This is a genomic window from Tetragenococcus koreensis, from assembly GCF_003795145.1.
Classification (GTDB): Bacteria; Bacillota; Bacilli; order Lactobacillales; family Enterococcaceae; genus Tetragenococcus; species Tetragenococcus koreensis.
On record NZ_CP027786.1, the window covers coordinates 1,335,539 to 1,359,349 of the forward strand.

Consider the following 23,811-nt stretch of genomic DNA (forward strand, 5'->3'; position numbering starts at 1 on the left):
AAAGGGTCCAACGATATCTTCCTTCCTATTCATTAATTAATTGAAAATGCCGTAATGCATCGGCAATTCCATCTTGGTTATTTGTTTTAGTCACATAATCAGCCGCTTGTTTGGTACTTGTTGAGGCATTGCCCATAGCAATTCCCACACCGGCTCCTTGGATAATTTCAATATCATTTAAATGATCGCCAAAGACCATTACTTCATTTAATTTAATATCTAAATGAGCAGTTAAAAATTTGAGACCGACTAGTTTTGAGCTGCCCTTAGGTACGATATCCACAGAGTATGGATTAGAACGTTTAAAGTCACAGTTTGGCAGAGCTGCCTCTAGTTTTCCTGTCTCATATTCAGCACTGAGTAACACACACTGATAAATGGGCTCTTGCAAAATAGCAAGATTGGCGTAGCGCTGTTTTCGGCGGTTAGGACTGTGTTTTTGTAATAATAATTTCAATTTGCGGATGGGAAACCAACCCGGAATAAAACGAGCAAAAGGCAACATCCAAGTAGATTGGCTCAAACGCATGGTCCAGCTGCCAGCAGAATGTTCTTTGCCACACAAGATCATTTGACGCGAATGTTCATCTGCATACGTTACAATTTCAGTTAAAACCTTTTGCTCAAAGGGTTGAGCATAAATCATCTGCTCTTTAGTATAAACCAATTGCCCATTACATGTGATAAATAAGTCAAAATGTAAATCTTTTAAAATATGAGCGACACTGGAGGGAGTTCGAGCAGTCGAAACTCCGCATAAATACCCCTTCCTATGTGCGTCTTCAATGGCTTTTATAGTACTTTTCGCAATCCGTCCTCTGCTGGTCAAAAGTGTACCATCAATGTCAAAAAAAATTGCCTTTATCATTTCACTCACCAACTTCTTAAAACAAATCCAACTGGCTAGGGTTCAAATTCTCAAAATCAAGTTGTAATAGATCTTTAAATTGCAACGCATTTTCCGCTGCATCGCCGCCTGCATTATTATTGAAAATAACAGCAACTTTTTTTCCTTGCTTTTGGGCATTAGTAACTGCTTCTTTAAGCTCGGTTAATTCATCATTATCATAGTGGTGGGTCAATTCCAAGTTAGGATAATCTTGTTGCCGTAAAGCTTCATAAACGACAGTAATCACTGTATTTGCTAAGTTTAGCGAACGTACATGTGTATCGTTCATTGGCAGGCGTAAACATTTTTCCTCATTTTCACGCATAAATTCTTCGGGTAATCCAGTCGTTTCTTTCCCGAAAAGAAAATAGTGGTCCTGTCCATCGTCAAAGTTTTCCTCGCTATAAATTTTGTGCGCAAACTTTGTAATTAAATGTAGTGGTTGATCTCCCACTACAGCTAAAAAATCTTCTAGATTTTTGTGATAGGTAATATCTACATTATCCCAATAATCTAGGCCAGCCCGTTTTAAATGCTTATCATCTGTTGAAAAACCAAGTGGTTCAATCAAATGTAATGGCGAATTAGTAGCTGCACAACTTCTAGAAATATTTCCCGTATTATTCGGGATTAATGGTTCAAATAAAGCAACATGGTTCAATGAAAGTTCCTCTTTTCTTAATTTACGTTAAAATGATAATACTATTATAATAACGCACTTTTTCAATTTTGACAGCCGCAAATGTTTATTTTTAAATAAGCAAAAAAAAACGCAGCAACTCGGTGTCAAGCACTGCGAGTCGTTACGTTAGTGAAGTTCTTTTCACTAACTTTTATCAGAACAGGATGCTGATAAAAACCAATGAAAAGCAACTTGGATCTAATATAACAAACTCATGTTACAAATGCAAGAAATTAAAACAAAAATATTCAAATTTTTTTCACTTATTCTTCCCAATTAACACATCTAAATCAATTGTTATTTTTTCTAATGGACTTTGTTTTAATTTTTCTTTTTGTCCTGTAGAAACATTCCATTCTAAAGGGGACATTTCTAACAATGACGCTCGTTTTTCTTCTGGAATTACAAAACTATAGGTAAGTCTTTTATAGGTAACTGCAGAAAAAGACTGTTCGAACTTATTTACAACTTGTTCGTTTGAATACGTTTGTTTGTTCACATCATTGGGATAGAAAGCTTCTCTTAATTCTTGCAAATATCCACTTTGTGGAACGACTTTAATGACTTGTCCATCTTTTTGCAGCACGCGACGAAATTCTGCATAATTTGAAGGAGAGAATATATTTAAAATAGTTGAAAAAGATTGATCGGAAAAAGGCAGATTGGTTAAATCTGCTACGCACCAAAAAATATTATGCGTATCCTCAGTCGCTAAATAAATAGCTTCTTTAGCAATATCAAAACCGACACTTGGTTGAAGTTCGACCGCTTCAGCAATTTCTTGTAAGAAGCTCCCCTCGCCACAACCGACATCTAAAATTTGCTCATTTTCACAATAGGCGGATAGAAATTCTAAAAGTGGTTGGTACATACCGCTTTTAATCATAACTCGGCGATGTTCAAACATCTTTTTTTGATATTCGGATTTAACTTGATGTTTTAAAAAATATAAAGTTCCCTTTTTTGAAAGGTCAAATTGATGACCATTACTGCAGCATAAGCTCGTTTGGCTAGCTTGTGTTTTTGCTTGGCAAATTGGGCATTGAAATAAGTAATTATAAGTATGGATAAATTCTTGACTTCGTTGTATTTTTTTCTTCATTATCTTCTCCTCATTCTTCAATACTTTAGCACAATTTCATGCTAAAATGCTAGGTGGGCCCTTGATAAAGTAAAGGAGAATTTTTATGTTATTAAAAGAATTTTGTGCAGAAAATTATACTAATCTTCCAGCAGCGATTGCAAATGGCGCTAAACGAATCGAACTTTGCGATAATCTCAGCGTTGGAGGAACCACGCCAAGTACGGGTGTAATAGAAGAAAGCCTAGCTTATGCTAGTGAAAAGGGTGTCCCTCTCATGACTATGATCCGCCCTCGAGCTGGTGATTATATCTATAATGACATTGAGCTGCGTATTATGGAAACCGACCTGATTGAAGCTAAAAAATTAGGCGTTGATGGCGTAGTCTTAGGTTGTTTGACACCTAACAACTGGTTAGATGAAGAAGCCTTGGAACGTTTGATTGAAGCTGCAGCAGGTTTGCAAATCACTTTTCATATGGCCTTTGACCAAATTCTAGCAGAACGTCAATATGAAGCCATTGATTGGTTAAGTGAACGTGAAATAACACGTATTTTAACCCACGGCGGTCCTAGCCATACTTTGATCACTGAAAATACTCAGCACCTCATTGATTTGATCAACCATGCTGATAACCGGCTTACCGTCTTGCCAGGCGGTGGTATTACAGCAGAAAATGCTGAAGAAGTTGCTAATACGTTAGGTGTAAACGAAGTTCATGGGACAAAAATTATTCCAGTGGAAAGCTGAGGCATAAACTAACCTTTGGGCTGTTTCCCTTTTCTCTTCCTTTTAGCCTGTTACCTAAAAAAACGTAAGTCATTCATTAACGATTTGCTCAACAAAACAACAGCAAGGAATGAAAATAACATTCATTTATCGATAGTACTTTAAATTAAAAATAGATCTACCACTTCGCTATTCTTCAAATGATATAGTAGAAAAGAGCAAAAAAGCGCACGCTTTTTTGCTCTTTTCTTATCTATTTTAACCAATAAAATAATTCATAAATAGACTGGCAATATTAAAATAGATTAAAACGCTAGTTAAATCACTCAAAGTTGTGATAAAAGGACCACTGGCAACTGCCGGATCAAAACCTAGCTTATCCATAAGCATTGGAATCAAGCTTCCTGCTAAGTTAGCTACTGTAATAGCACACATCATCGCCATACCTATGACAAAACCCAGTATAGGATTGCCCTGCCATACCCAAACAATGGCTAAAATGGTCAAACCAGTAACAAAACCTGTGACCAATCCAGTCAAAATCTCACTCAATATCGTCTGCAAATAGCTTTTTGCTTTATTATCATTAAAAGCCAACCTGCGAACAGCCACGGCCAAAGATTGTGTACCTGCGTTACCGGCCGTTCCTGTGATAAGCGTTATAAAAGCTGCTAAAATACTAGCTTCACTAACCAGCTCTTCATAACGATTAATTAAACTCGCCGTTGCCATACCTAAAAAAAGTAATGTAATCAACCAAGGCAAGCGTTTGGATGCTGCCTTTACTGGGTTTTCGTGCACTTCTTCTACATTAACCCCAGCTAAACCAGAGTAGTCGCTCGCTGCTTCGTCATCGATAACGTCAATAATATCATCGACAGTAACAATCCCTAATAAGTGATCTTCATAATCAGTAACTGGTAAAGCCAAAAAATCATAATCACGGAAGGTTTGAGCGACATCTTCTTGGTCATCGCCTACATGAACAGAAATAATCCGGTCATTTAAAATATCAGCAATCATTTCGTCATCATCACTGACAAGTAAATCTCTCAGTGAAATAACTCCAACTAAATAATTATCTTGGTCAACCACATAGGTATAGTAAATGGTTTCTGCTTCTTTTGCGACTCTTTTTAGTACATACATAGCCGAACGTACGGTTTGATTAGCGACGATTGAAACAAATTCAGTGGTCATAATCGCGCCGGCAGTCTCATCTTCATAATGCAACAATTCTTTGATTTCTGCAGCATCCTCTGCGTCCATCAAACTCAAATATTTTCCCATTTGTTTTTTATTCAAGGTATTCAATAAGTCCACAGCGTTATCAGTATACATTTGTGCTAACATGTCACTTGCATAACCAGCGCGCATTTCACCTAGATAATCTTTTATATTTTCATTATCTTCTTCAAGCACATCAAACATCTCTGCTAACTCGCGGGGTGACAGATAGGCGTAGACAAGTTGTCGTTCGTTCTCATCCAATGTTTGGTAGAACTGACTTTGTTCATAGATATGCATCTCTAGGAAGTTTTCCCGAAAATCCGGTAAATTATTCTCTTTTAAATCCTTTTTTAATTGAGCAAAACGTACTTCCAATTCTTGTGTTTCATCCAATCTTGTCACCTCGTTTCAATAATTTTCGCTAATTTCTCCATATCTTGAGGGAGTTGTTGTCTAAAGTAAAGTTTCTCTTGGGTAAATGGGTGAATAAATTCTAACTCTCCACAATGTAGTGCCTGCCTTTTAAGCGAAAAAGACATTTCCCCTTCGTATAAATCATCTCCAACTAAAGGAAAACCTGCCGCGGAAAAATGAACACGAATCTGGTGCGTTCTTCCTGTATGAAGTTGAATATCAACTAAAGCGAGCTCCTCATTCCTTGTTTTGACCCAGTATTCAGTTTCTGCTGACTTACCATTAGCGCCCGTTTGTCGCTTAATAATTGACGTTGGATCCCGCAAAATCGGAAAGTTTATCAAATCATGCTGTTTAAACAACGCTAAATTACCAGAAATAATCGCCTGGTATTTTTTTATAAGTTGTTTTTTTTGTAACTCTTTATCCAATAAAGCATGGGCAAAACCGTGCCTGGCAAATAACATCAAACCTGATGTATCTCGATCCAAGCGCGTTACAACATGAACTACTTGGTCTTTATATCCTTGTTTTTGATAATAGGATTTGACACGATTGGCCATCGTACCATTAGGATGATACTGAGCAGGAATGGAAGGAATCCCAGCAGGTTTATTTACCACTAGTAGATGCTCATCTTCGTAGACGATGTCAAGTGAGGCGCTGTCAGGAAGCAATGTTTCATGGCTACCTTCATCAGGGATGATAATTCTCACGCTATCTTCTGCCTTTAAAGAATATAAAACATTTTCAACTTTGTCATTAACAAAAATTTTACCGCCCTGAAATTTAATCTTTGCAAGTAATCCTTTTGAAATTCCCTGTTCTTTTAAAAAAAATTTGACCTGCTGTGGTTCGTGCTTTTGATATACATAACAAAATTCCATAATGCTTATACTTCTCCAATAAATGAATCTTTCACACGACGCCAGAAATGCATGTGGCGATACGATGCAAAATGCACACGTTCGTCGGCAATTTTAAACGAAATCGATTCGATCTCATCATGCTCAACAGTAAAGCGATCAATCGTAACCATGTAATCGCTGCTTTCTTCTAAACTAATTTCTAGCCATTCACTATCTGAGATAATAATAGGTGAACCTAATGTCCGAAACACCCGGTTGTTCAAAGAAGCAATTTCTGCTAATTGAAAAGCATTAATCCTTGGATGTAGTACAGCACCGCCTACGCTTTTGTTATAAGCAGTTGAACCAGTCGGTGTAGAAACCGATAGCCCATCTCCTCTGAAACGTTCAAATATCTCATCTTTAATATAAACATCTGCTACCATGGTACGAGTAGCACGTTTAATCGTCGCTTCATTTAATGCTAAAAATCGTTGTGGCTTCTTTTGATCATAGTATTTTACCTGCACATCTAATAGCGGATAGCTGATTGGCGGATTTTCATCATTTGATAAGTTAGACACCAACTCTTCTAGTTCAAAATCACGCCAATCCGTATAAAAACCTAAGTGCCCTGTATGTACACCTAAAAATCGAATACGGTCTAGCTTGTGGTCAAACTCGTGAAATGCCGAAAGAAAGGTGCCGTCTCCTCCGATAGAGATGACAATATCCGGATCATTTTGGTCAATGGTGTAATTTGCTTCTTTTAAAAGTGCGGTCAACTTGTTGTTAGCAGCAGATGAAGCCTCTTGTTTATTTTGGATAATCGCTACTTTTCCTTCAGTCATCGTGTATCTCCTTTCTATCTTTTTCATTGGAATGATCTGCTGCGTGTCTTTCCCTCTTACCGTGAGAAAAAAGGTGTTGAGCTTCTTGAATTTCTTCACGAATACTCGACATTTCTTCATCTAAGCGATACGCCGCTTCTGCCGCACGGATTAAACGATTGCTAATTTCTTCTGGAAAATCGCCTTGATATTTATAATTTAATGAATGTTCAATGGTTGCCCAAAAATTCATTGCCAGTGTACGGATTTGGATTTCAACCAAAAGATCACGTGGTCCTTCGACTAATTGGACGGGATACTCAATTACTAAATGATAAGAACGATAACCACTTTGTTTGCTATTTGTTACATAGTCTCTTTCTACAATTACTTTCATATCTTTACGGCTACGCAAAATTTGAACCACTTCATAAATATCCTCAACAAATTGACACATGATTCTTAAGCCAGCAATATCTGACATTTCACTTTCTAATCGATCAAAAGGAATATTACGCAATTTTGATTTTGCTAAAATACTATCGACTGGTTTGACACGTCCGGTTACAAATTCAATCGGCACATGTTCATTTTTTTCGCGAAACTCTTTGCGAATTCCCCGTAATTTAACTTTAAGCTCAGTAACGGCTTGCTCGTAAGGAGCTAATATATTTTCCCAATTTTTTTCCATTTGCGATCCCTCATTTCCAAGCAAACATCCATCTATCATTCTATCATAATTGATAAAAAAGCTTTACTATCTTTTTTCGACTCTACGTTTTATTTTAGCTTAAATCATTGACGAATAACAAATTTTTTTGTACAAAGAAGAAAAGGAGCGAAATTTTATGAGCCAACAAACAGAAATCGAATTCAAGATTTTATTAACAAATGATGATTATAACCGGATTGTCCACTATTATCAATTACAATCTGAAAATTTCCATACGCAAAAAAATTGTTATTTTGATACACCAGACCAAAAATTAGCAGCCAACCATTGCGGTTTGCGAATCAGACAATTAGCTAGCTACGGAGAGCTTACTTTAAAAACGCCTGAAGAAGTTGGGCTGCTTGAAACAACAGATCAATTAAGTGCAGAACAAACGCAAAAGTTCATTGACCAACAAAAAATCCTACCAACTGGTAATGTGGCGAACAAATTACGTGATTATAATATCGCAGCTGAAGATTTAACTTTATTTGCTGAGTTAACCACAAAACGAGCAGAGTTTCCAATAAATGAAGGTTTACTTGCACTTGATGAAAGCTGGTACAGTGACCAACACGATTACGAGTTAGAGTTGGAAGTCGAAAACTCAAAAAAGGGCAAGCAAGATTTCCAAAACCTTTTAGCTAAGTTTAACCTTTCTTATAAACCAGCAGAAAATAAAATTGTGCGAGCTGCTCAAGCTCAAAAGTAATTTTTAACAAATAAAATCTTACGGTGGTACCTCTTTTTGATGAAGTACCGCCGTTTTTTGACGGGAATCATTTTATAAAGAAGTTTACGGACACATAAAAGCGAGCCAACAACTAAAAAAGTTGCTGGCTCACTTGACTTTATTTATTTACTTTTCTAATTCGTCGACCAACAATTCTAGTTCATTGAGTCGTTCTTCAAAAACGTGCATTGCATCTTCCAAATAATCGGCTTTTGTCATATCGACACCCGCTTTTTTCATGACTTCAATTGGGTAATCGCTGTCGCCAGCTTTCAAGTAAGACAAGTAATGATCCAAGGCGGTTGGCCCTTCTGTTAATATTTTTTGTGATAACGCAGAAGCAGCAGAAAAACCAGTGGCATATTGGAATACATAATAATTATAATAGAAATGTGGAATCCGTGACCATTCCAGATGAATTTCTGGATCATCTTCCATTTCATCGCCATAGTAACGTTTGTTCAATTCGCCGTAATGGTCATTCAAAAATTCACTCGTTAATGGCGTTCCATTAGCATCTTCTGTGTGCATAAAATGTTCAAATTCCGCAAACTGGGTTTGTCTGAAAACAGTTCCCTTGAAGCCATCTAGATAATGATTTAATACATACGAACGAACGCGAGGGTCCTCTTCTGTTTTTAAAAGATGTTCTGTCAAAATATTTTCATTGGTAGTTGAAGCAATTTCCGCTAAGAAAATAGAATAATCACCGTACACATAAGGTTGATTGCTTTGGGTAAAGTAACTATGAACACTATGTCCCATCTCATGCACCAAGGTAAACACGTGATCTAGCGTATCATGCCAATTCAATAAAATATAAGGGTTAGTATCATACGTCCCGGATGAATAAGCGCCGCTACGTTTTCCTTGGTTTTCCACAACATCAATCCAGCGTTCATCAAAAGCTTTTTTTACCACAGATAAATATTCTTCGCCCATTGGAGTCAACGCCTCAAATGCTTTGTCAATTGCTTGTTCATAGGTAAAACGAATTGGCGCTTCTCCTAAAAGCGGCGTGTAAACATCATACATATGCAATTGATCCACTTGCAACAGTCGTTTTCTAAGCCCCATGTAACGATAAAGTAATTTCAAATTCTTATTAACAACATCTACTAAAGTATCATAAACACTTTCTGGTATATGATTATTTGATAATGCAGCTGCTCTAGCTGAATCATAATGGCGAACTTTGGCTTGATAATTATGAGTTTTGATGTGCGAGTTTAGTGTGGAAGCAAGTGTATTACCAAACTGTTTATACACACTATACAAACCTTTAAATGCATTTTTGCGAACTAAACGATCCGTACTTTCCATTAATTGTCCGTAAACACCGTGAGAAAGTTGCACTTTTTCACCGTTTTCATCTTCAATGACAGGAAAAGCTAAATCAGCATTATTCAGTATAGAAAATGTGTTGCTAGAAGCACCAAAAATTTCTCCCGCGCCTGCTAATAATGCCTCTTGTTCTTTAGGCAAAACATGTTTTCGATTAGCCACAATTTGTTCGACAAAGTGTCGATAAATCTCAAGTCTTGGTTCATCTTTGAAGTATTGCCAAATCGTTTCGTCACTTAAAGATAGCAATTCAGGTTCAAAAAACGATAATTCTTCGTCAGCTTGGGTAACTAGCGCGCCTGCTCTAGAGTTAAGCGCTTGATAAGTAGTATTTGATGTATCTTGATCATTTTTTAAATGACTATAAACATAAAGTGTTTCTAATTGGCGCGAAACATCTAATAAATACTCAATCGCAGCCAAAAATGCTGACGCTCCCTCACCTAGGGTTCCTCTATAAGAATCTGCTTGTTTTATTTTTTCTTGTAGTGTGGTAAATGCCTCTTCAAACGCTTGGTCGCTTGCAAAGATTTTTGTTAAATCCCAAGTCAATTTTTCAGGTACTTCATTACGCTCAGGTAATTTTTTGGGTTCTGACATTCGATCTTCTCCTTTACTATGCAGGAAAAATTTTTCTCCTGCGCTTTATAATACAAGTTTACCATAACTTTTTTAAGCTGCAAAAATCTTCTTTTAATTTCTGACAAGTTCCTGACATTCCACATAAATCGCCTGTAAAATTTCTTTTTGTGACACCAACGGGTAGAGCCAGGGATGGGCTAAAAGCTTGATTTTTTGCAGCCACTGGGAAAACGAATTTGTTTTCAAATAGCAAAAGCGTAAGAATAATAATTCATCTTCAAAGAAAAACTGATATAAACTAGGTTTATAGCACCAATCAGGTAAATCTTGAAAAGTGGTCCCCATCAAATATAATTTTTCTTGTAAGCGAATCGCTTTAAGCTGCTTTTGTGCTAACTTTTTATAAATAAAAAAACGGTACTGTTTTGTATCCCACATTACAGGAAGCGGTTTATCTGCTATCACGGTAAAAAGTTTAGTAAGCGGTAGGTCACCAGGCTGCCATTTTTTTATACGATAAAAAAAGCCCCAACGATAATGCCAACGAATATGATATAACAACCAAATTTCTTTTTCATCGGCCTTACTCAGCCAAAGGTAAAAACCGTACTTCTGATGGTAATAGGTTCCCGCCTTTTGTAAATTAGTAAATTTATTTTTAGGGCTAAGCTTTTTACCAAACAACCACCAAGGGAAATAGCCGTGAGCCAGATAATTTTGAGTCCGTTCTACATAACGTTCTATGGGTAACATTGAACATTGTACTTCAATTGCCATATTTTTATAAAGAATGTCTGGGCGTTGTTGCAACTTGGGTAAGTAAGCTTCTAATTGACCCCCTTGCAACCAACTAGCTATAAAATCTTTACAAGATAAATGTTCATAGGTTTCTCCCTCGCTGAAACTAGCACACGCGGCTTGAGAAAAATGGGCAAAATGAGAAATATTTACCTTCCCATGCTTATAAAACACAGGTTCGTGACAACTAGGACAAAATAAGGGACCGGCATAATTTTTCTCTTGTTTAAAGGTTCGAGCATCTATTCGCGCTCCGGAACTAGAATTTGCAATTAACATGTGAATCTCCTCCTTTAAAAGAAGATACGCATTTTTTTGCAAATTCTTTTTTTTACAATAAAAAGGCTCTATAATTTCTAGTGTTGGTAGACAAGAATGATTTTCTTGTAGCCCATACTAGTTTTTTTATATTTTCTGAGCAAAATAGAAAACAGACACCTTGAAAACCCGTAGAATAAAGGTACCAAACAAATATCCAAAGGAGTGTTTCAAGATGTCCATCTCTCATTATACTAAAGAAATCCTAGATATCCTAGACTTAAATCTGACTTTTGAAGAAGATTGTTTCCAAAAAGAAGCCATTAACGGCGTCATTTGTTTTGTCTTTTATGGTCAGCTTTCTTATCGTCCACAAGCCTGTTTTCACTGTGGCGAAGAAGATACGGCTTGTTTAATGAAATGGGGATTCAAGGAAGTGACGATTCAGCTTAACGATGTGAGTGAATACAAAACCTTACTTAAAATGAAGAAACAACGTTTTCGTTGTAAAACTTGCGGGAAAACTTCTATCGCCGAAACCAGTGTCGCGGACCGTCATTGTTCGATCGCTCGACGCGTCAAACTCGCCATTGCAGAAAAATTAGCTCAACCCTTGTCGATGTCAATGGTCGCCCGGTTGAAGCATGTTTCGCCGACGACAGTTTTACGTGTGCTGCATAGTTTTCAACCTAAACAGCTAACCCCAATACTTCCTTACCGGAAGTACTTTGTTTTGATGAATTTCAATCGGTCAAACGAGTTTCTGGTGCCATGAGTTTTATTATGATGAATGGGAAAACGCGGCAACTCTTAGAGATTGTCGCTAATCGACAACTGCCTCATTTAGAAGCCTTTTTCGCTCGTTATCCTAGAGAGGAAAGAGCCAAGGTGCACTATGTCGTTTCGGATTTTTACAGTCCGTATGCTTCCTTAGTTAAAGCCCTTTTTCCTAATGCGCAGTTAGTCATTGATCGTTTCCATATGAGCCAACATATTGGGCGAGCTTTCCAACAACAACGGAAACAAGTGATGAACACCTTTAACCGTCGGCAAAAAGAATATAAGCACCTCAAAAAATATTGGAAACTTCTACAGAAAAAAGCTTGGGCACTGGATTACAAAAAACGATATTGGCGGCCTAGTTTTCGGGATCATTTAACCGAGCAAGAGATTGTCGACCGCTTATTAAGTTATCATTCCACGCTTAGACAAGGCTATAAAATCTATCAATCGTTCCTTTCTGCATTTCATAAGCAAGATATCGAACGTTTGGATCAATTATTAAAAACCGATTTGTCTCAGCTTCCTGACCCGTTTCAGCCCGTAGTCAAGACCTTTCGCAAGTATCGACAAGAGATCCGGCTGGCTTTAACGGTGCCTTACTCTAATGGTCCTTTAGAAGGTTTAAATAATCATATTAAAGTCCTAAAACGAGTCGCTTATGGTTTCCATAGCTTTGAGAACTTTCGGCAACGGATCTTTTTATACCGAGGAAAGTATTTCCAACCCGGACCCTTACCTATACAAACTAAAAAAAGCAGCTAGACCATAGCGCCTAACTGCTTCCTTTATTTATCGAGTTTTCTTTACCAACACCAGTTGACAAAGAGCCAATAAAAAAAGGCGAAAAATAATTTTATTTTCCGCCCACAATTAAATTCAATCTATAAAAAATATTTTCGCGTTTTTGCTAAAGCATCATGATCCATGATTAACTCACCATGTTCGATCAGATAATCTGGCGTTATAGACACCTTTTTAGCAAATTCAGTTAAATAAGCTAACTGATTTTCTGTTTGAAGTGTTTCAACTGCTTCTTCTGCAAAATCTACTTTCAAGTAATAAACCTGGTTCAGCAAGTAAAGCCGACTTTTTGCCTGATCTAGATAAATCTCAGAAGCTAACTGAATCATATCTTCAAACGTTCCAATTTCAAAGACAAAGGAATGTTTAGAAGTTTCTGGTTCTGTTTCTTCTTGTTGGCTTTTTTCAGGAAATTGATTTTTGAACCAATCCATAATTTCATCTTGTGAATAGCCTTCATAAGCGTCTGGATCTTCATGTTTCAACCATTCTGTTATTTCTTCTGGTGAATAATAATCGCCATACGCTTCATAAGGATCGACATTATCGATAGAAACATTTTTGCTAATGAAAAGTTCCAGGCCATCGCCCTTAGGTAATACTTGGAAAGTCACAGCGTCGCTTCCTTTGAATTCTTCTTCAACGTCAACTTCTTCTAAAATACTATAAAAGAATTTTTCGATTTCCTTACGATTTCCAAGTAGGTCTAAAAAAGTGATTCCTCTGGCAGCTAAATCTTCATTTTTGATTAATACGCGAATCGTATTTTCATTGATGTGTTCCATTTCCATATTAGCTACACCTCACTTACTTTCATACTCTAAGTTCATTGTAACGGAAGTGTTTAAAATGTAAAGAGAAAAAACTTCAAAACTAACCTTTCTTAGTCTCTCCTTTGCCTGTTTCTTTACAAAAAAACGCTGAGGGACATTTCCCTCAACGTTTTTATAAACCTGCCATCATTTGTGCATTGCGTAGTTCCATTTGACGAACATCACGCGGTAAGAAGCGGCGGATTTCGTCTTCATTAAAACCAACTTGTAATCTTTTATCGTCGATCATAATGGGACGTCGCAATAAGCCTGGGTTTTCTTGAACTAGTTTTAATAGTTCATTGAGCGGAAGGTCATCCAGATCCATATTTAACTTTTGAAATACTTTCGATCGTGTAGAAATAATTTCTTCCGTACCATCTTCTGTCATTTGCAAAATATTTGTTAGTTCATCGCTAGTTAATGGTTCAGAAAAAATATTACGTTCTACAAAAGGAATTTCGTGCTCTTGTAGCCAAGCACGAGCTTTTCTACAAGATGTACAACTAGGGGAAGTATATAGTGTTAACAATGTGCATCACTCCTTTATGATAATAAAGCCAAAACCATTGTGTTATGCTACTGTTCTATTATACCGCACTTTATTTATAATTACTAGTGCGTTCACCCATTTTCCGAAAATTTTATTGTTATTAAATTAAAAATTTTCTTACCTTTTTTGTTTTTTCTTGACAGCTTTTAAATACAAAAAAGCAATGAATTGTTTATACTTCACATGAGATTAGTGTTCTTTTTTTGGCATTCAATCGTGAAACTGAGCGTCATATAATTTTTTATAATGGCCCTCTTTTTCCATTAACTCTTCGTGAGTTCCTTCTTCCAAAATACCTGCTTCACTCATAACAATGATGCGCGTTGCATGTTTAATCGTCGCCAAACGGTGGGCAATAATCAATGTCGTCCGTCCAGCAGCTAGTGAATTTAACGATTCTTGAATCACTTCTTCAGTTTCTGTATCAAGCGCTGATGTTGCTTCATCCAATATAAGAATAGGTGGATTTTTTAAAAACATACGAGCAATCGCAACACGTTGTTTTTGCCCGCCTGATAATTTAACCCCACGCTCGCCGATCACCGTGTCCAAACCGTCACTCATGCGTTCGATAACCCCTGTTAAATGAGCAAGACCCACTGCCTGTTCAATTTCTTCTTCGGTGGCGTCTAATTTTCCATATGCGATGTTTTCTCGCATAGTTCCCGGAAATAAAAAGACATCTTGCTGCACTGTTCCAATCTGTTCACGTAATGAAGCTAAAGTCATCTTTTGAATGTCGATCCCATCAATGGTGATTTTCCCACTACTCGGTTCATAAAAGCGCGGTAATAAATTGCATAACGTCGTTTTCCCTGAACCACTTTCACCCACAAAAGCAACAGTTTCTCCTGCTGGTATATCAAGATTTAAATGATCCAATACTTTAGTATGATCAGCATAAGAAAAAGAAATCTCTTGATAAGAAATAGCTCCTTGCAAGTTTGCCACATCAATTGCGTCAGGTTGATCAACAACGGTAGTATTTTTATCTAGTTCTTCGGTTAAACGCTTAAACCCAGCAATCCCCTTAGGATAATCTTCAATCATATTATTTACTTTTTCAATCGGACGAATAAATACATTTGAAAGTAAGATAAAACCAACAAATTCACCGTTGGTTAGCTCCCCTTGCAAGGTGTAATACGCCCCAAAGACTAAGGCAAATAAATTAATTAAGCGGATCATTAAATAATTATAAGCTGAACTTACTGCCATTACCTTGTAAAACATTAATTTGGCTCTCTTATACAAGTTGCTCAAGCCGTTAAACTTTGTATTTTCATACGCTTCATTGGCAAATGATTGCGTCACTCGGATCCCAGTAACCGCTGCTTCAACTCCTGCGTTAAATTCAGCAATGCTTTCATAAATTTGCGTATTAACATTGGTCATCTTTTTGTTAAAGAAAATCAAAGCTACAGTAATAAAAGGAACCAATATAAATGTGGCAATCGCAAGTTTTACATGCATATTTAACATCAATATAAAAGAACCTAGTAAAGTCATAACAGTAATAAAAACATCTTCGGGACCATGATGAGCAACTTCAGAGATATCAAATAGATCGGTTGTTAAACGACTAAGTAGTTTCCCCGTTTTTTGTTCGTCATAGTATTCAAATGATTGACTCTGTAATTTTTCAAATAACTCAATGCGCATATCAGTTTCAATCAGCACCCCGAGCTTATGTCCAAAAAATACCACAATGTATTGAAGCCCAGTGTTAATGACATAAAATAATAGCAAACCAATACAGGCAAGTAAGATAATACGAAAATTATTTTGCGGCATAATTTTATCAATCACTTGATTGACTGCAATCGGAAAGGCTAATTCTAAAATTCCTGCTATAATCGCACAGCTAAAATCTAATATAAATAACGGTTTATACGGCCGATAATAACTAAAAAAACGTCCCAACAAAATAACCCCTCCATTTGTTTCATAGCAATAAGCCTTATTATAGAGAATGCAGTTTGGAAAAGCAAAAGACTTTTTACCAATTTTGTGAAAACGAATATTTTCTTTTGAACAAACATAAAAATTGAAGAATACTATGAAAATCCATTACTCAATAAAACAATATTGAGTAACGAAAACTATTTCTACTATTTAATAAACCGTTAAAAAACTGTTCACCATTTTTTCACCTTAAAAATTATGCTTTCTTTATGTTAAAAACTCCCAAGAAAAGTCATCAAAAGTTGCTTTCTTGGGAGTTGATCAATATTTTTATTCTCCAATACTTAAAATAGAGCGGATATCATCTTCAGTCATTTGTTGTAGTTGAGCTTCATTACCTTGGATGACATTTTTAAAGAGTTCTTTTTTCTCTTGTTGCAGATAATTCATTCGTTCTTCAATTGTACCCTCAGCGATCATTCGCCAAACTTCAACATTTTTTTCTTGACCAATCCGATGAGCACGTCCGGCTGCTTGTTCTTCAACAGCTGGGTTCCACCATAAGTCGTATAAAATGACCGTATCTGCGCCGGTTAGATTCAATCCAGTGCCACCTGCTTTTAAGGAAATCAAAAATACATCGCGCTGGCCACTGTTAAAGGCATCAACCATTTCAATCCGATCTTTAGGAGGCGTACTTCCTCTTAAATAAAAAGTTTCTATGTCTAAGTTAGCTAGCTCTTCTTCAATTATTGATAACATGCTCGTAAATTGTGAGAATAATAAAATTCGACGATTATTTTCTTTGGCTGCTTGGATCAAATCTTTTACTTGTTCTAATTTGCCGGACCCACCTTGATAGTCTTCAATAAATAGCTTAGGATCACAACAAATTTGCCGTAAACGAGTTAAACCAGCTAAAATGCTCATCCGATTTTTCTTAAAGTCTGCCGTATCCATAGAAGAAACTTCTTCGCGCATTTGCTCTAGATATGCTAAATATACTTTCTTTTGTTCATCAGTCAAGGCACTATAATAATTTGTTTCTAATTTGTCTGGTAGATCTTGTAAAACAGTCTGTTTATCTCTTCTCAAAATAAACGGACGGATCATCGAAGCAATCTTTTCTTGCGATAAGTTACGGTATTGTTGTCTGCTCGGGAAAAAACCCGGCATAATCATTTGAAATAAGGACCACAGTTCGTCCAAATTATTTTCAATTGGAGTACCACTTAAAGCAAAGCGATGGGGAATTGTTAAGGAACGTAAAGCTTGAGCAGTTTTGGTCGCGCTATTTTTGACCATTTGTGCTTCGTCCAAAATTAAATAAGTTAAAGATGCCGCACGGTAATCATCGATATCTTGTCGTAAGCTAGCATAGGAAGTAATCCAAATGTCTACATTTTGTTCTAATAAATCTTGTCGTTCGCTTTTATTTCCCGAAACAACCAATGAAATCAATGACGGGGCAAAGCGTTTAATTTCTTGTTGCCAGTTAAAAGTCAAACTAGCTGGCGCTACAATCACCGTTTTGATTTTTCCTTTTTCTTGTTTTTCAGAAAGCAAGAAACTAATCGTTTGCAGAGTTTTTCCTAGACCCATTTCATCTGCTAAAATACCGCCAAATTGGTAATAAGCTAACATTTTCAACCAGCGAAAACCAATTACCTGGTAATCACGTAGTTGCGCGTGAATCCCTTCAGGGACAGTGGCAGAAAAGTTTTCTGGATGCGTCAAATCATAGGTCATTTGTTGGAAGCCTTCACTAAAGTTCGCTTGACCAGCCAATTGATCTTGAATTTGCAACCCTTGGTTTAGAGGGACTTTCATCACGCCCTCATTAGCAGAGTGTATTGAACTACGCAATTGTGAGAGTACTTTACTCGTTTCCTGAAATTCTTCTGAATCAAGCGAAAGCACTTGCCCATTTTCTAATGTATGATAATCAGCATTTTTCATCAAACTTTGTAAAATAGAATCAACTTCATTTTGCTCAATACCAGTAATATCAAATGACACATCTAACCAGGAGCCAGATTCACTGACATTGATATGAGGTTTATACTTTTGTCCGTCCAAGTATAGCTCACGTAACTTTTTGCCCATGTAAATTTCGCCTAATTGTCGCATATAATACAACTCTTGGTTAAAGAACCGATATAATTCTTCGCCTTTAGGGATGGGTTTATGCCAACCTGTCGTTGTTTGTTTGAAACCTAGTTGTTCAACTAGTGCTTTAGCCTGCTGTTCTCGCTCATAATCACGTAATACTTCAGGATGACCTTCAGGCACTTGTTGATGAGCAGGATCACTTGAAAAAACGATATCGTTATACACATTATCAATTCTTAATTCGATCATCCCCTTACGTTTTTTTAAATAAAAACGTAAAGATAATGGTTCATCGCTAATATACTGATAGACTTCATCCTCCACTTGAACTTCCCCAATTTTTTTCAAAAGAGGTAAAACTTGTTTGAATAACACCGACAATTCTTCTTGCGGATAGGGAATTAGGGGTTCTTTTACTCTTTTAAGTAGTTGTTCCATAGTTAAATAAATATCCATTTGCTCAGTAGACAGCTCAACGATCTGTCCTTCATATAGCGCCCAACCATAATATTGATAGACTTTATCAAAATCACGATGGATGGACAATTCAAATGCGCGCTCACCTTTTTTCACTTGGAATAAAAGGACTCGTGTTTTGTCAGAGAAAGAAAGCTCACGTACCTTTTGCTCCCCAAATTGAAATACGAAAGGAAACTGAGACATCTTTTGCATAAATTCTTGTGCGTATTCTACCGGTAAAAGTAAATATTTCTTATCTAATTTTCCTTCAACTAAAACCCCTGCGCGACCTAAAAGTTCTTGTGTTTGTGCAAGGTCTGCTAAGCGCTGCAGTAATTCATTAGTTTCTTGAGTAAAAGCATTATGATTTAAATAAAAACTGTTTCGTTTATTTGCGGTATAAACTTTTTCTACTTGATAAGCTTGTAGAAATTTATAAATATTTTTGATCATATAACTACGACCGTGCTGCTGTCCAATTTTTAAAGAGATGCCTAAAACGTCCAACTCATCACGATAAGGGTTAGTCGCGATACTATCCAACTGACATTCAATTTGCAGCGGTGTTTGTGAACGGTCTTGTTTAGTAGCCAAATGAGTCAGTCCATTGGAAAACATCTTAGAAACAGAAAAACTATCACTTTTTGGCACCGACGAAGCAGTGATTTTGCGTGACTTCCCTTGCTTTCGTAAATATAATTCAACTGAAACCGTGTGTTTGCAGTATCCATGTTCTTCCCAATAAGAGCATTGGCAATAGTCTTCTTCCTTGGCACTTGCATCTAAATCAACACGGTATATTTCAGTACCTAAGACTTCGGCATGCCAAACTTGATTTTCAGGATCTGGCGTTACCGAAAGTACGCGTCCATTATTTAGATAATCTCTTCCTCTTTCAATAATTCGTTCAGGTATACTCCATTTCATGGGTTTTCCTCCTTCCTTTATGCAGTTAAACTGGTTACAATATGACTTTGTCCTGTGCCGTTGGTTTTTATGACCATTTGTTGAGTAATACGGCTTTTAAGCTCGCGTACATGACTGATGATACCAATCATCCTTCCTTCATCTTCTACCATTTCTAAAGCTTCTATCGCCATCTCTAATGCCTCTTCATCCAATGAACCGAACCCTTCATCAATAAATAATGTTTCGATCACAACTCCACCAGCGTGGTTTTGAATCACGTCCCCTAATGATAAAGCTAGCGCCAAAGCAGCAATAAAACTTTCGCCTCCGGATAAGGTATGGGCCCGCCGGCTGGTTCCGGCATGATCATCATAAATGTTGATCTCTAGACCTGTTGATTTTTTATAGCTGCCTTTTTCATCAGCAAGTAAAAATTGATAACGTCCTTGAGTTAATTTATTTAATCGTATATTCGCAGTTTCTAAGATTTCAGCAAAAAAGGACTGCAAAACATAACGTTCAATACCCAGTCTTTCCAGGTTATCACCATTCATCGTTTCTGCCAACTGTTTAATTTGGCTCATTTCTTCCATTTTCGTTTGATTGGCTTCATATAATTGCTGAAAATCAGTCATTATTTTTTGGTTTGCACGCAATGCCTCTTGTTTTTGAATTAGCGAGGTTTGAGATGCTTCCAATTTTTCTTCTGCTTCCTGCGTTTTTTGTTCCAAATGTTTTAGGTCGGGTCGCTTCATTTGTTGGTAATTTTCTAGTTCTCGTAAACGTTTTTGCGTATATTCACGTTCATTTTTGTCTTGTTCAATTTCTTCACGCAATGGATTTAATTGATTTAACTCCGCTAGCATTTGGCGCATCTCATTTTCTGATAAAGTAAATGAACTATCCTTACTGGCTTGACTTAACTTTTGATTTAAATCGTTCATTTTTTCTTGCAAACGTTGAGACTGTTGTTGATGTTGTAGCTTACGTTCATTTAATGTCGCCATTTCAGTCTGCAATTTTTCTTTTCGCTGTTCATAGTCCGTGATTTTTTCTTGTATATTTGTTATTTTTTCTTCTAACTGACTTTTTTGGACTGCGAGTTCTTGACTACTTTGATAGTCTAGCTGTTCTTCTAAGGTAGATTTTTCAGCTAGTATTTTGGTGTTTTCTGCCTGGTCTTTTAAATATTGTTCCTGCAATTGAGACAAGGTTGTGGCTAATTCTTCATTTTCTTCTTTTAAGGCTGCTTGCTTTTTTTCAGCTTCTGCAATTGCTATTTTGCGCTTTTCTAACTCATCTTGTTGCTGTTGCAGGTGTATCTGTGGCTCGATTTCGGCAACAGAGATAGCTAAAGCAGCTTCGCATTCTATAGTTAACTCCTGCAAAGTTACTTGTGCTTTTTCAACTATAGCGGTGAGCTTTTCTTGTTCTTTTTTACTAGCTTCAAGTCTCGCTGTCATTTTTTGGTTTTGTTCTAAAGCTTGAGTATATTCTTCTTCACTTTGAGCCAGCACTTCTTCACTTTGCGTAATTTCTTCCAAAGTATACGTTTGCTTTTCTGAGTGAACATTGCTATGGTGTAGCGAACCACAAACAGGACACGGCTCCCCTTCTTTTAATAGCAACTGTAAACGAGTAATTTGCATCTTGGCATTATCGCTACGCGCAGTTGTGAGGTTCTCTTTGCTGGACTCCACTGCTTGCTGAGAACTTTTTAATTGCTGTTGCAGTTTAGCTGTTTCTGCTTGCGCTTGTTGATAAGCCGCCGCTTGCTTTTTTTGTTCTGCTTGAGCTTCTGTAAAACGCCGTACGAGTTCACTAGCACGATACAGCTGAATTTCTTCCTCTTGCACGGACGTTTTCTGCTGTATTTGTTGGCTCAACGTTTCTCCTGTTGCTTGATTTTTTTCTAATTGTTCGTTAAGTTCATCGATCTTATTTTGTTGTTGTGTCATATTTGAACGAAGTTGCTTTTTTTGCTTCATCAAATCATTAATTTTTTGGACAACGGGCAACTGTTCATTAATCCGTTGTAAAGCGTATTGGTGATCTTTTTGCTGTGTTTTCCATTGTTCATACGCCTTTTCTTGAGCAATTAACTTTTCCTGATTTTTTTTATTTTCAGCCTGTAAGGTTGCTATTTCTTCTAACGAATGTCCCAGCTCTTGAGCTTCTTTACGGTAGTCATCTTGTTGTGCGAGCAGATTCTTTTGCTCATTCACCCAAGAAAGTTGCGCAAAATATTGCTTTTTGTGAGCAATCTCTGGTTCCTTTTCTTTTAATTTTTCTTGTGTTTGAATTAATTTATCATATTCATTTAGTGCATTAATAACTTCTTTTCCTTCATAAAAAGTTTCTTCTGCCTTTTTCTTAACCTTTTTTTGACGATAAACGGTTTCTTCTTCAGTGGCAATTGTACTTTTTAACTGACCTAGCTCATTTTGCCATTGTGCCAGCGTTTCTTGATAAGAAGCCGGCGTTTCTAAGGAGCTTTGAAATTGGTCTTGCAAATTTTCTAACTGGTCAATTTGTTTCGTCAGTTCATTTCCGATTGACTTTTGTTGCGTGTGAAGCCACTCGTTTAGCCGTTGGTAAATTTGTGTTCCAAATAAGTTACGCAAAAGCTTTTCTTTATCGTTACTAGAAGCAACCAAAAAATTACGGAATTCTCCTTGCGGTAACAAAACAATTTGAAAAAACTGTTTCGCATTTACATTCAATAATTCTGTTATAAATTGGTCCACTTCGCTTTTTTTCCCATATTGAGCAAGTAAAGTTCCTGAAGCAGCAAAAATGGATAGATGCACTTTGGTGGTCTGGTTGGTAAAACCATTCCCTCTTTTTTTTACTACCATTTGTTCAGGAGAACGTACAATCTCATAGAGCATTCCCTGATGTTCAAAACTAAAACGCACTTCGGTCAACTCTTGAGCGGGTGCAAAGGTAGAACGCATCTCTTTTCCCGTACGTAAACGACCTGAAGTCTCACCAAACAAGGCAAAAGTCATACCATCAAAAATTGTAGTCTTTCCTGCGCCTGTTTTACCAGAAATCAAAAATAAACCACTCGCTTGAAAATCGCTAAAATCAACCGTTTCATTAAGGAATGGTCCGAAATTTTTCAAGGTCAATTTTCTAGGTTGCATCCTCTTCCCTCTTTTCTGTATCAACCGCTTGCTGCAGCCCTTCGTCCAGCCATAAACGTTGCTTTTCAGTTAACGCTTCTCCTGTGATTTCTTCAAAAAAAGAAGTTAGCATGTGATACGGTGTATTCTTACGCTGTTGTACTTTTTTTAGTTGGTTTGTTTCATTGCGCCCATTTACTCGTTCAACGCCTAGTATATTCGGATAGATAGCACGCAATTGATTCATCATATTAGTGATAACGCTGCGATCGGTCAATTGAAAATACCAAAAACAAGTACGATCCATCTGTTGATAAAAAGCTGGGTCAACTAACGACTCAAAAGAAGCTTGCAACGTGCGAACATCTCGCTTAGGCTGCAGCTCATGAAATTCCGGCACCACACTTTGACTGTCAATGATCCACACACCTTTTTGATCGTCTTTTTCAGACAGTGAAAATTTTAACGGTGAACCACTATAGCGGGCATTTGCGGTATTTAGCGCATTTTTTGAATGCAAGTGACCTAAAGCTACATAATCAAAATCTCGAACTAATTCATAAGGGATGCTATCTAAACCGCCGACTTCAATTGTTGTCTCAGAATCACATCGACTACTCCCTGCCACAAAAAAATGGGTCACAAGCACTTGCTTTTTACCGGAATTAAAGGATTCTTGCATTTTTTCAATAATTTTTTCCATCGCATCTTGTAAGGTCAAGTGTTCTTCTGCAAAATAAATACGCGCAGCAATGGGTTCAAAATATGGAAGCAAGAAGAATTGAGTATCGCCTATTTCAATGGGAGTAAAGGATTGCTTCAACTCCGTATACAAATGAAAATTTGTTTGTTCATACCACGGCATCCCAGTACTTAAACGAACCGCCGAATCATGATTGCCAGAAATGGCTAAAATTGGAAACTTTTTTTCCAAATTAATCTTAATAAATGCTTGATTGAGCAACTCACATGCCTCTACACTGGGCACACTACGGTCGTATAGATCTCCAGCAATGACTATTGCATCAACTTTCTGCTCAAGTGCAATAGCTAAAATCTGATCAATGATTTCTTTTTGATCAGACAACAAATCATAACCGTGAAGTTTCTTTCCGATATGCCAATCACCTGTATGTAAAAAACGCACAGCTTTCACTCCTAAAAATGTCTGTCCCATTATTATACCACTTTTTTCGTTCATCTAAAGACAAAAAAGTA

Annotated in this window: 17 protein-coding genes and 1 pseudogene; 3 read left to right on the top strand and 15 right to left on the bottom strand. The window is 36.9% G+C overall.

Annotated features, from left to right (window positions below):
- Positions 1–25: 25 nt before the first annotated feature.
- The 3 genes from C7K43_RS06410 to C7K43_RS06420 all read right to left on the bottom strand — a co-directional run bounded on the left by C7K43_RS06410 (position 26) and on the right by C7K43_RS06420 (position 2,673).
- Positions 26–868, bottom strand: a complete 843-nt coding sequence (locus C7K43_RS06410) for an HAD-IIB family hydrolase (RefSeq protein ID WP_124006111.1) — start codon at positions 866–868, stop codon at positions 26–28.
- A 16-nt stretch (positions 869–884) separates the two neighbouring features.
- Positions 885–1,550, bottom strand: a complete 666-nt coding sequence (locus C7K43_RS06415) for a tRNA (cytidine(34)-2'-O)-methyltransferase (RefSeq protein ID WP_124006112.1) — start codon at positions 1,548–1,550, stop codon at positions 885–887.
- A gap of 280 nt (positions 1,551–1,830) precedes the next feature.
- Positions 1,831–2,673 carry a methyltransferase domain-containing protein gene (locus C7K43_RS06420; RefSeq protein ID WP_124006113.1) on the bottom strand — a complete coding sequence of 281 codons (843 nt, stop codon included), beginning with the start codon at positions 2,671–2,673 and terminating at the stop codon, positions 1,831–1,833.
- A gap of 85 nt (positions 2,674–2,758) precedes the next feature.
- On the opposite strand from C7K43_RS06420, the gene C7K43_RS06425 reads away from it, so the two are divergent.
- Positions 2,759–3,403, top strand: coding sequence for a copper homeostasis protein CutC (locus tag C7K43_RS06425; protein WP_124006114.1), 645 nt, complete (start codon positions 2,759–2,761; stop codon positions 3,401–3,403).
- A 237-nt stretch (positions 3,404–3,640) separates the two neighbouring features.
- Here the strand turns inward: C7K43_RS06425 and mgtE are convergent, their stop codons facing one another.
- From mgtE to yjbM, 4 genes are read right to left on the bottom strand one after another with little or no spacing between them, the layout of a single operon-like run.
- On the bottom strand, positions 3,641–5,005 hold the full coding sequence (mgtE, locus tag C7K43_RS06430; RefSeq protein WP_124006115.1) for a magnesium transporter: 1,365 nt from the start codon (positions 5,003–5,005) through the stop codon (positions 3,641–3,643).
- Between the two features lie 5 nt (positions 5,006–5,010).
- Positions 5,011–5,913 (bottom strand): RluA family pseudouridine synthase, encoded by a 903-nt coding sequence (locus C7K43_RS06435; protein WP_124006116.1) that lies wholly within the window; start codon positions 5,911–5,913, stop codon positions 5,011–5,013.
- Between the two features lie 5 nt (positions 5,914–5,918).
- A complete protein-coding gene (locus tag C7K43_RS06440) occupies positions 5,919–6,725 on the bottom strand; it encodes an NAD kinase (protein WP_124006117.1) in 807 nt (268 codons plus the stop codon).
- A complete protein-coding gene (gene yjbM / locus C7K43_RS06445; protein WP_124006118.1) occupies positions 6,718–7,395 on the bottom strand; it encodes a GTP diphosphokinase in 678 nt (225 codons plus the stop codon). The genes C7K43_RS06440 and yjbM overlap by 8 nt, the downstream gene beginning before the upstream one ends.
- Before the next feature lie 157 nt (positions 7,396–7,552).
- Between yjbM and C7K43_RS06450 the strand changes: the two genes are divergently transcribed.
- Positions 7,553–8,128 (top strand): CYTH domain-containing protein, encoded by a 576-nt coding sequence (locus C7K43_RS06450; RefSeq protein ID WP_124006119.1) that lies wholly within the window; start codon positions 7,553–7,555, stop codon positions 8,126–8,128.
- A gap of 147 nt (positions 8,129–8,275) precedes the next feature.
- On the opposite strand, the gene pepF is transcribed toward C7K43_RS06450, so the two are convergent.
- Positions 8,276–10,093 (bottom strand): oligoendopeptidase F, encoded by a 1,818-nt coding sequence (gene pepF, locus C7K43_RS06455; RefSeq protein WP_124006120.1) that lies wholly within the window; start codon positions 10,091–10,093, stop codon positions 8,276–8,278.
- Positions 10,094–10,186: 93 nt separating this feature from the next.
- Positions 10,187–11,152 (bottom strand): competence protein CoiA, encoded by a 966-nt coding sequence (locus C7K43_RS06460; protein WP_124006121.1) that lies wholly within the window; start codon positions 11,150–11,152, stop codon positions 10,187–10,189.
- Between the two features lie 214 nt (positions 11,153–11,366).
- Between C7K43_RS06460 and C7K43_RS06465 the strand changes: the two are divergent.
- A pseudogene (locus tag C7K43_RS06465) lies at positions 11,367–12,676 on the top strand (ISL3 family transposase).
- Between the two features lie 119 nt (positions 12,677–12,795).
- Here C7K43_RS06465 and C7K43_RS06470 read toward each other — a convergent pair.
- From C7K43_RS06470 to C7K43_RS06495, 6 genes are all read right to left on the bottom strand, one after another.
- Complete coding sequence (locus C7K43_RS06470) at positions 12,796–13,506, bottom strand: adaptor protein MecA (RefSeq protein WP_124006122.1); 711 nt, start codon at positions 13,504–13,506, stop codon at positions 12,796–12,798.
- A 154-nt stretch (positions 13,507–13,660) separates the two neighbouring features.
- The gene (spxA, locus tag C7K43_RS06475) at positions 13,661–14,059 is read right to left on the bottom strand and encodes a transcriptional regulator SpxA (RefSeq protein ID WP_124006123.1); all 399 of its coding nucleotides are present in this window, start codon (positions 14,057–14,059) and stop codon (positions 13,661–13,663) included.
- Positions 14,060–14,290: 231 nt separating this feature from the next.
- Entirely contained in the window at positions 14,291–16,006 is a 1,716-nt protein-coding gene (locus tag C7K43_RS06480) for an ABC transporter ATP-binding protein (RefSeq protein WP_124006124.1), read from the bottom strand.
- Positions 16,007–16,315: 309 nt separating this feature from the next.
- Positions 16,316–19,483 carry a DEAD/DEAH box helicase gene (locus C7K43_RS06485; protein ID WP_124006125.1) on the bottom strand — a complete coding sequence of 1,056 codons (3,168 nt, stop codon included), beginning with the start codon at positions 19,481–19,483 and terminating at the stop codon, positions 16,316–16,318.
- Between the two features lie 17 nt (positions 19,484–19,500).
- Positions 19,501–22,614 carry an AAA family ATPase gene (locus C7K43_RS06490; protein ID WP_124006126.1) on the bottom strand — a complete coding sequence of 1,038 codons (3,114 nt, stop codon included), beginning with the start codon at positions 22,612–22,614 and terminating at the stop codon, positions 19,501–19,503.
- Entirely contained in the window at positions 22,604–23,740 is a 1,137-nt protein-coding gene (locus tag C7K43_RS06495) for an exonuclease SbcCD subunit D (protein ID WP_124007251.1), read from the bottom strand. The genes C7K43_RS06490 and C7K43_RS06495 overlap by 11 nt, the downstream gene beginning before the upstream one ends.
- Between the last annotated feature and the right edge of the window lie 71 nt (positions 23,741–23,811).

What these genes read in the sequence shown, in the direction of transcription:
- C7K43_RS06420 (WP_124006113.1), bottom strand. Translation starts at nt 2,673, where the DNA reads ATGAAGAAAAAAATACAACGAAGTCAAGAATTTATCCATACTTATAAT.
- yjbM (WP_124006118.1), bottom strand. Translation starts at nt 7,395, where the DNA reads ATGGAAAAAAATTGGGAAAATATATTAGCTCCTTACGAGCAAGCCGTT.
- C7K43_RS06450 (WP_124006119.1), top strand. Translation starts at nt 7,553, where the DNA reads ATGAGCCAACAAACAGAAATCGAATTCAAGATTTTATTAACAAATGAT.
- C7K43_RS06425 (WP_124006114.1), top strand. Translation starts at nt 2,759, where the DNA reads ATGTTATTAAAAGAATTTTGTGCAGAAAATTATACTAATCTTCCAGCA.
- C7K43_RS06485 (WP_124006125.1), bottom strand. Translation starts at nt 19,483, where the DNA reads ATGAAATGGAGTATACCTGAACGAATTATTGAAAGAGGAAGAGATTAT.
- C7K43_RS06490 (WP_124006126.1), bottom strand. Translation starts at nt 22,614, where the DNA reads ATGCAACCTAGAAAATTGACCTTGAAAAATTTCGGACCATTCCTTAAT.
- C7K43_RS06470 (WP_124006122.1), bottom strand. Translation starts at nt 13,506, where the DNA reads ATGGAAATGGAACACATCAATGAAAATACGATTCGCGTATTAATCAAA.
- C7K43_RS06435 (WP_124006116.1), bottom strand. Translation starts at nt 5,913, where the DNA reads ATGGAATTTTGTTATGTATATCAAAAGCACGAACCACAGCAGGTCAAA.
- pepF (WP_124006120.1), bottom strand. Translation starts at nt 10,093, where the DNA reads ATGTCAGAACCCAAAAAATTACCTGAGCGTAATGAAGTACCTGAAAAA.
- C7K43_RS06460 (WP_124006121.1), bottom strand. Translation starts at nt 11,152, where the DNA reads ATGTTAATTGCAAATTCTAGTTCCGGAGCGCGAATAGATGCTCGAACC.
- C7K43_RS06440 (WP_124006117.1), bottom strand. Translation starts at nt 6,725, where the DNA reads ATGACTGAAGGAAAAGTAGCGATTATCCAAAATAAACAAGAGGCTTCA.
- C7K43_RS06410 (WP_124006111.1), bottom strand. Translation starts at nt 868, where the DNA reads ATGATAAAGGCAATTTTTTTTGACATTGATGGTACACTTTTGACCAGC.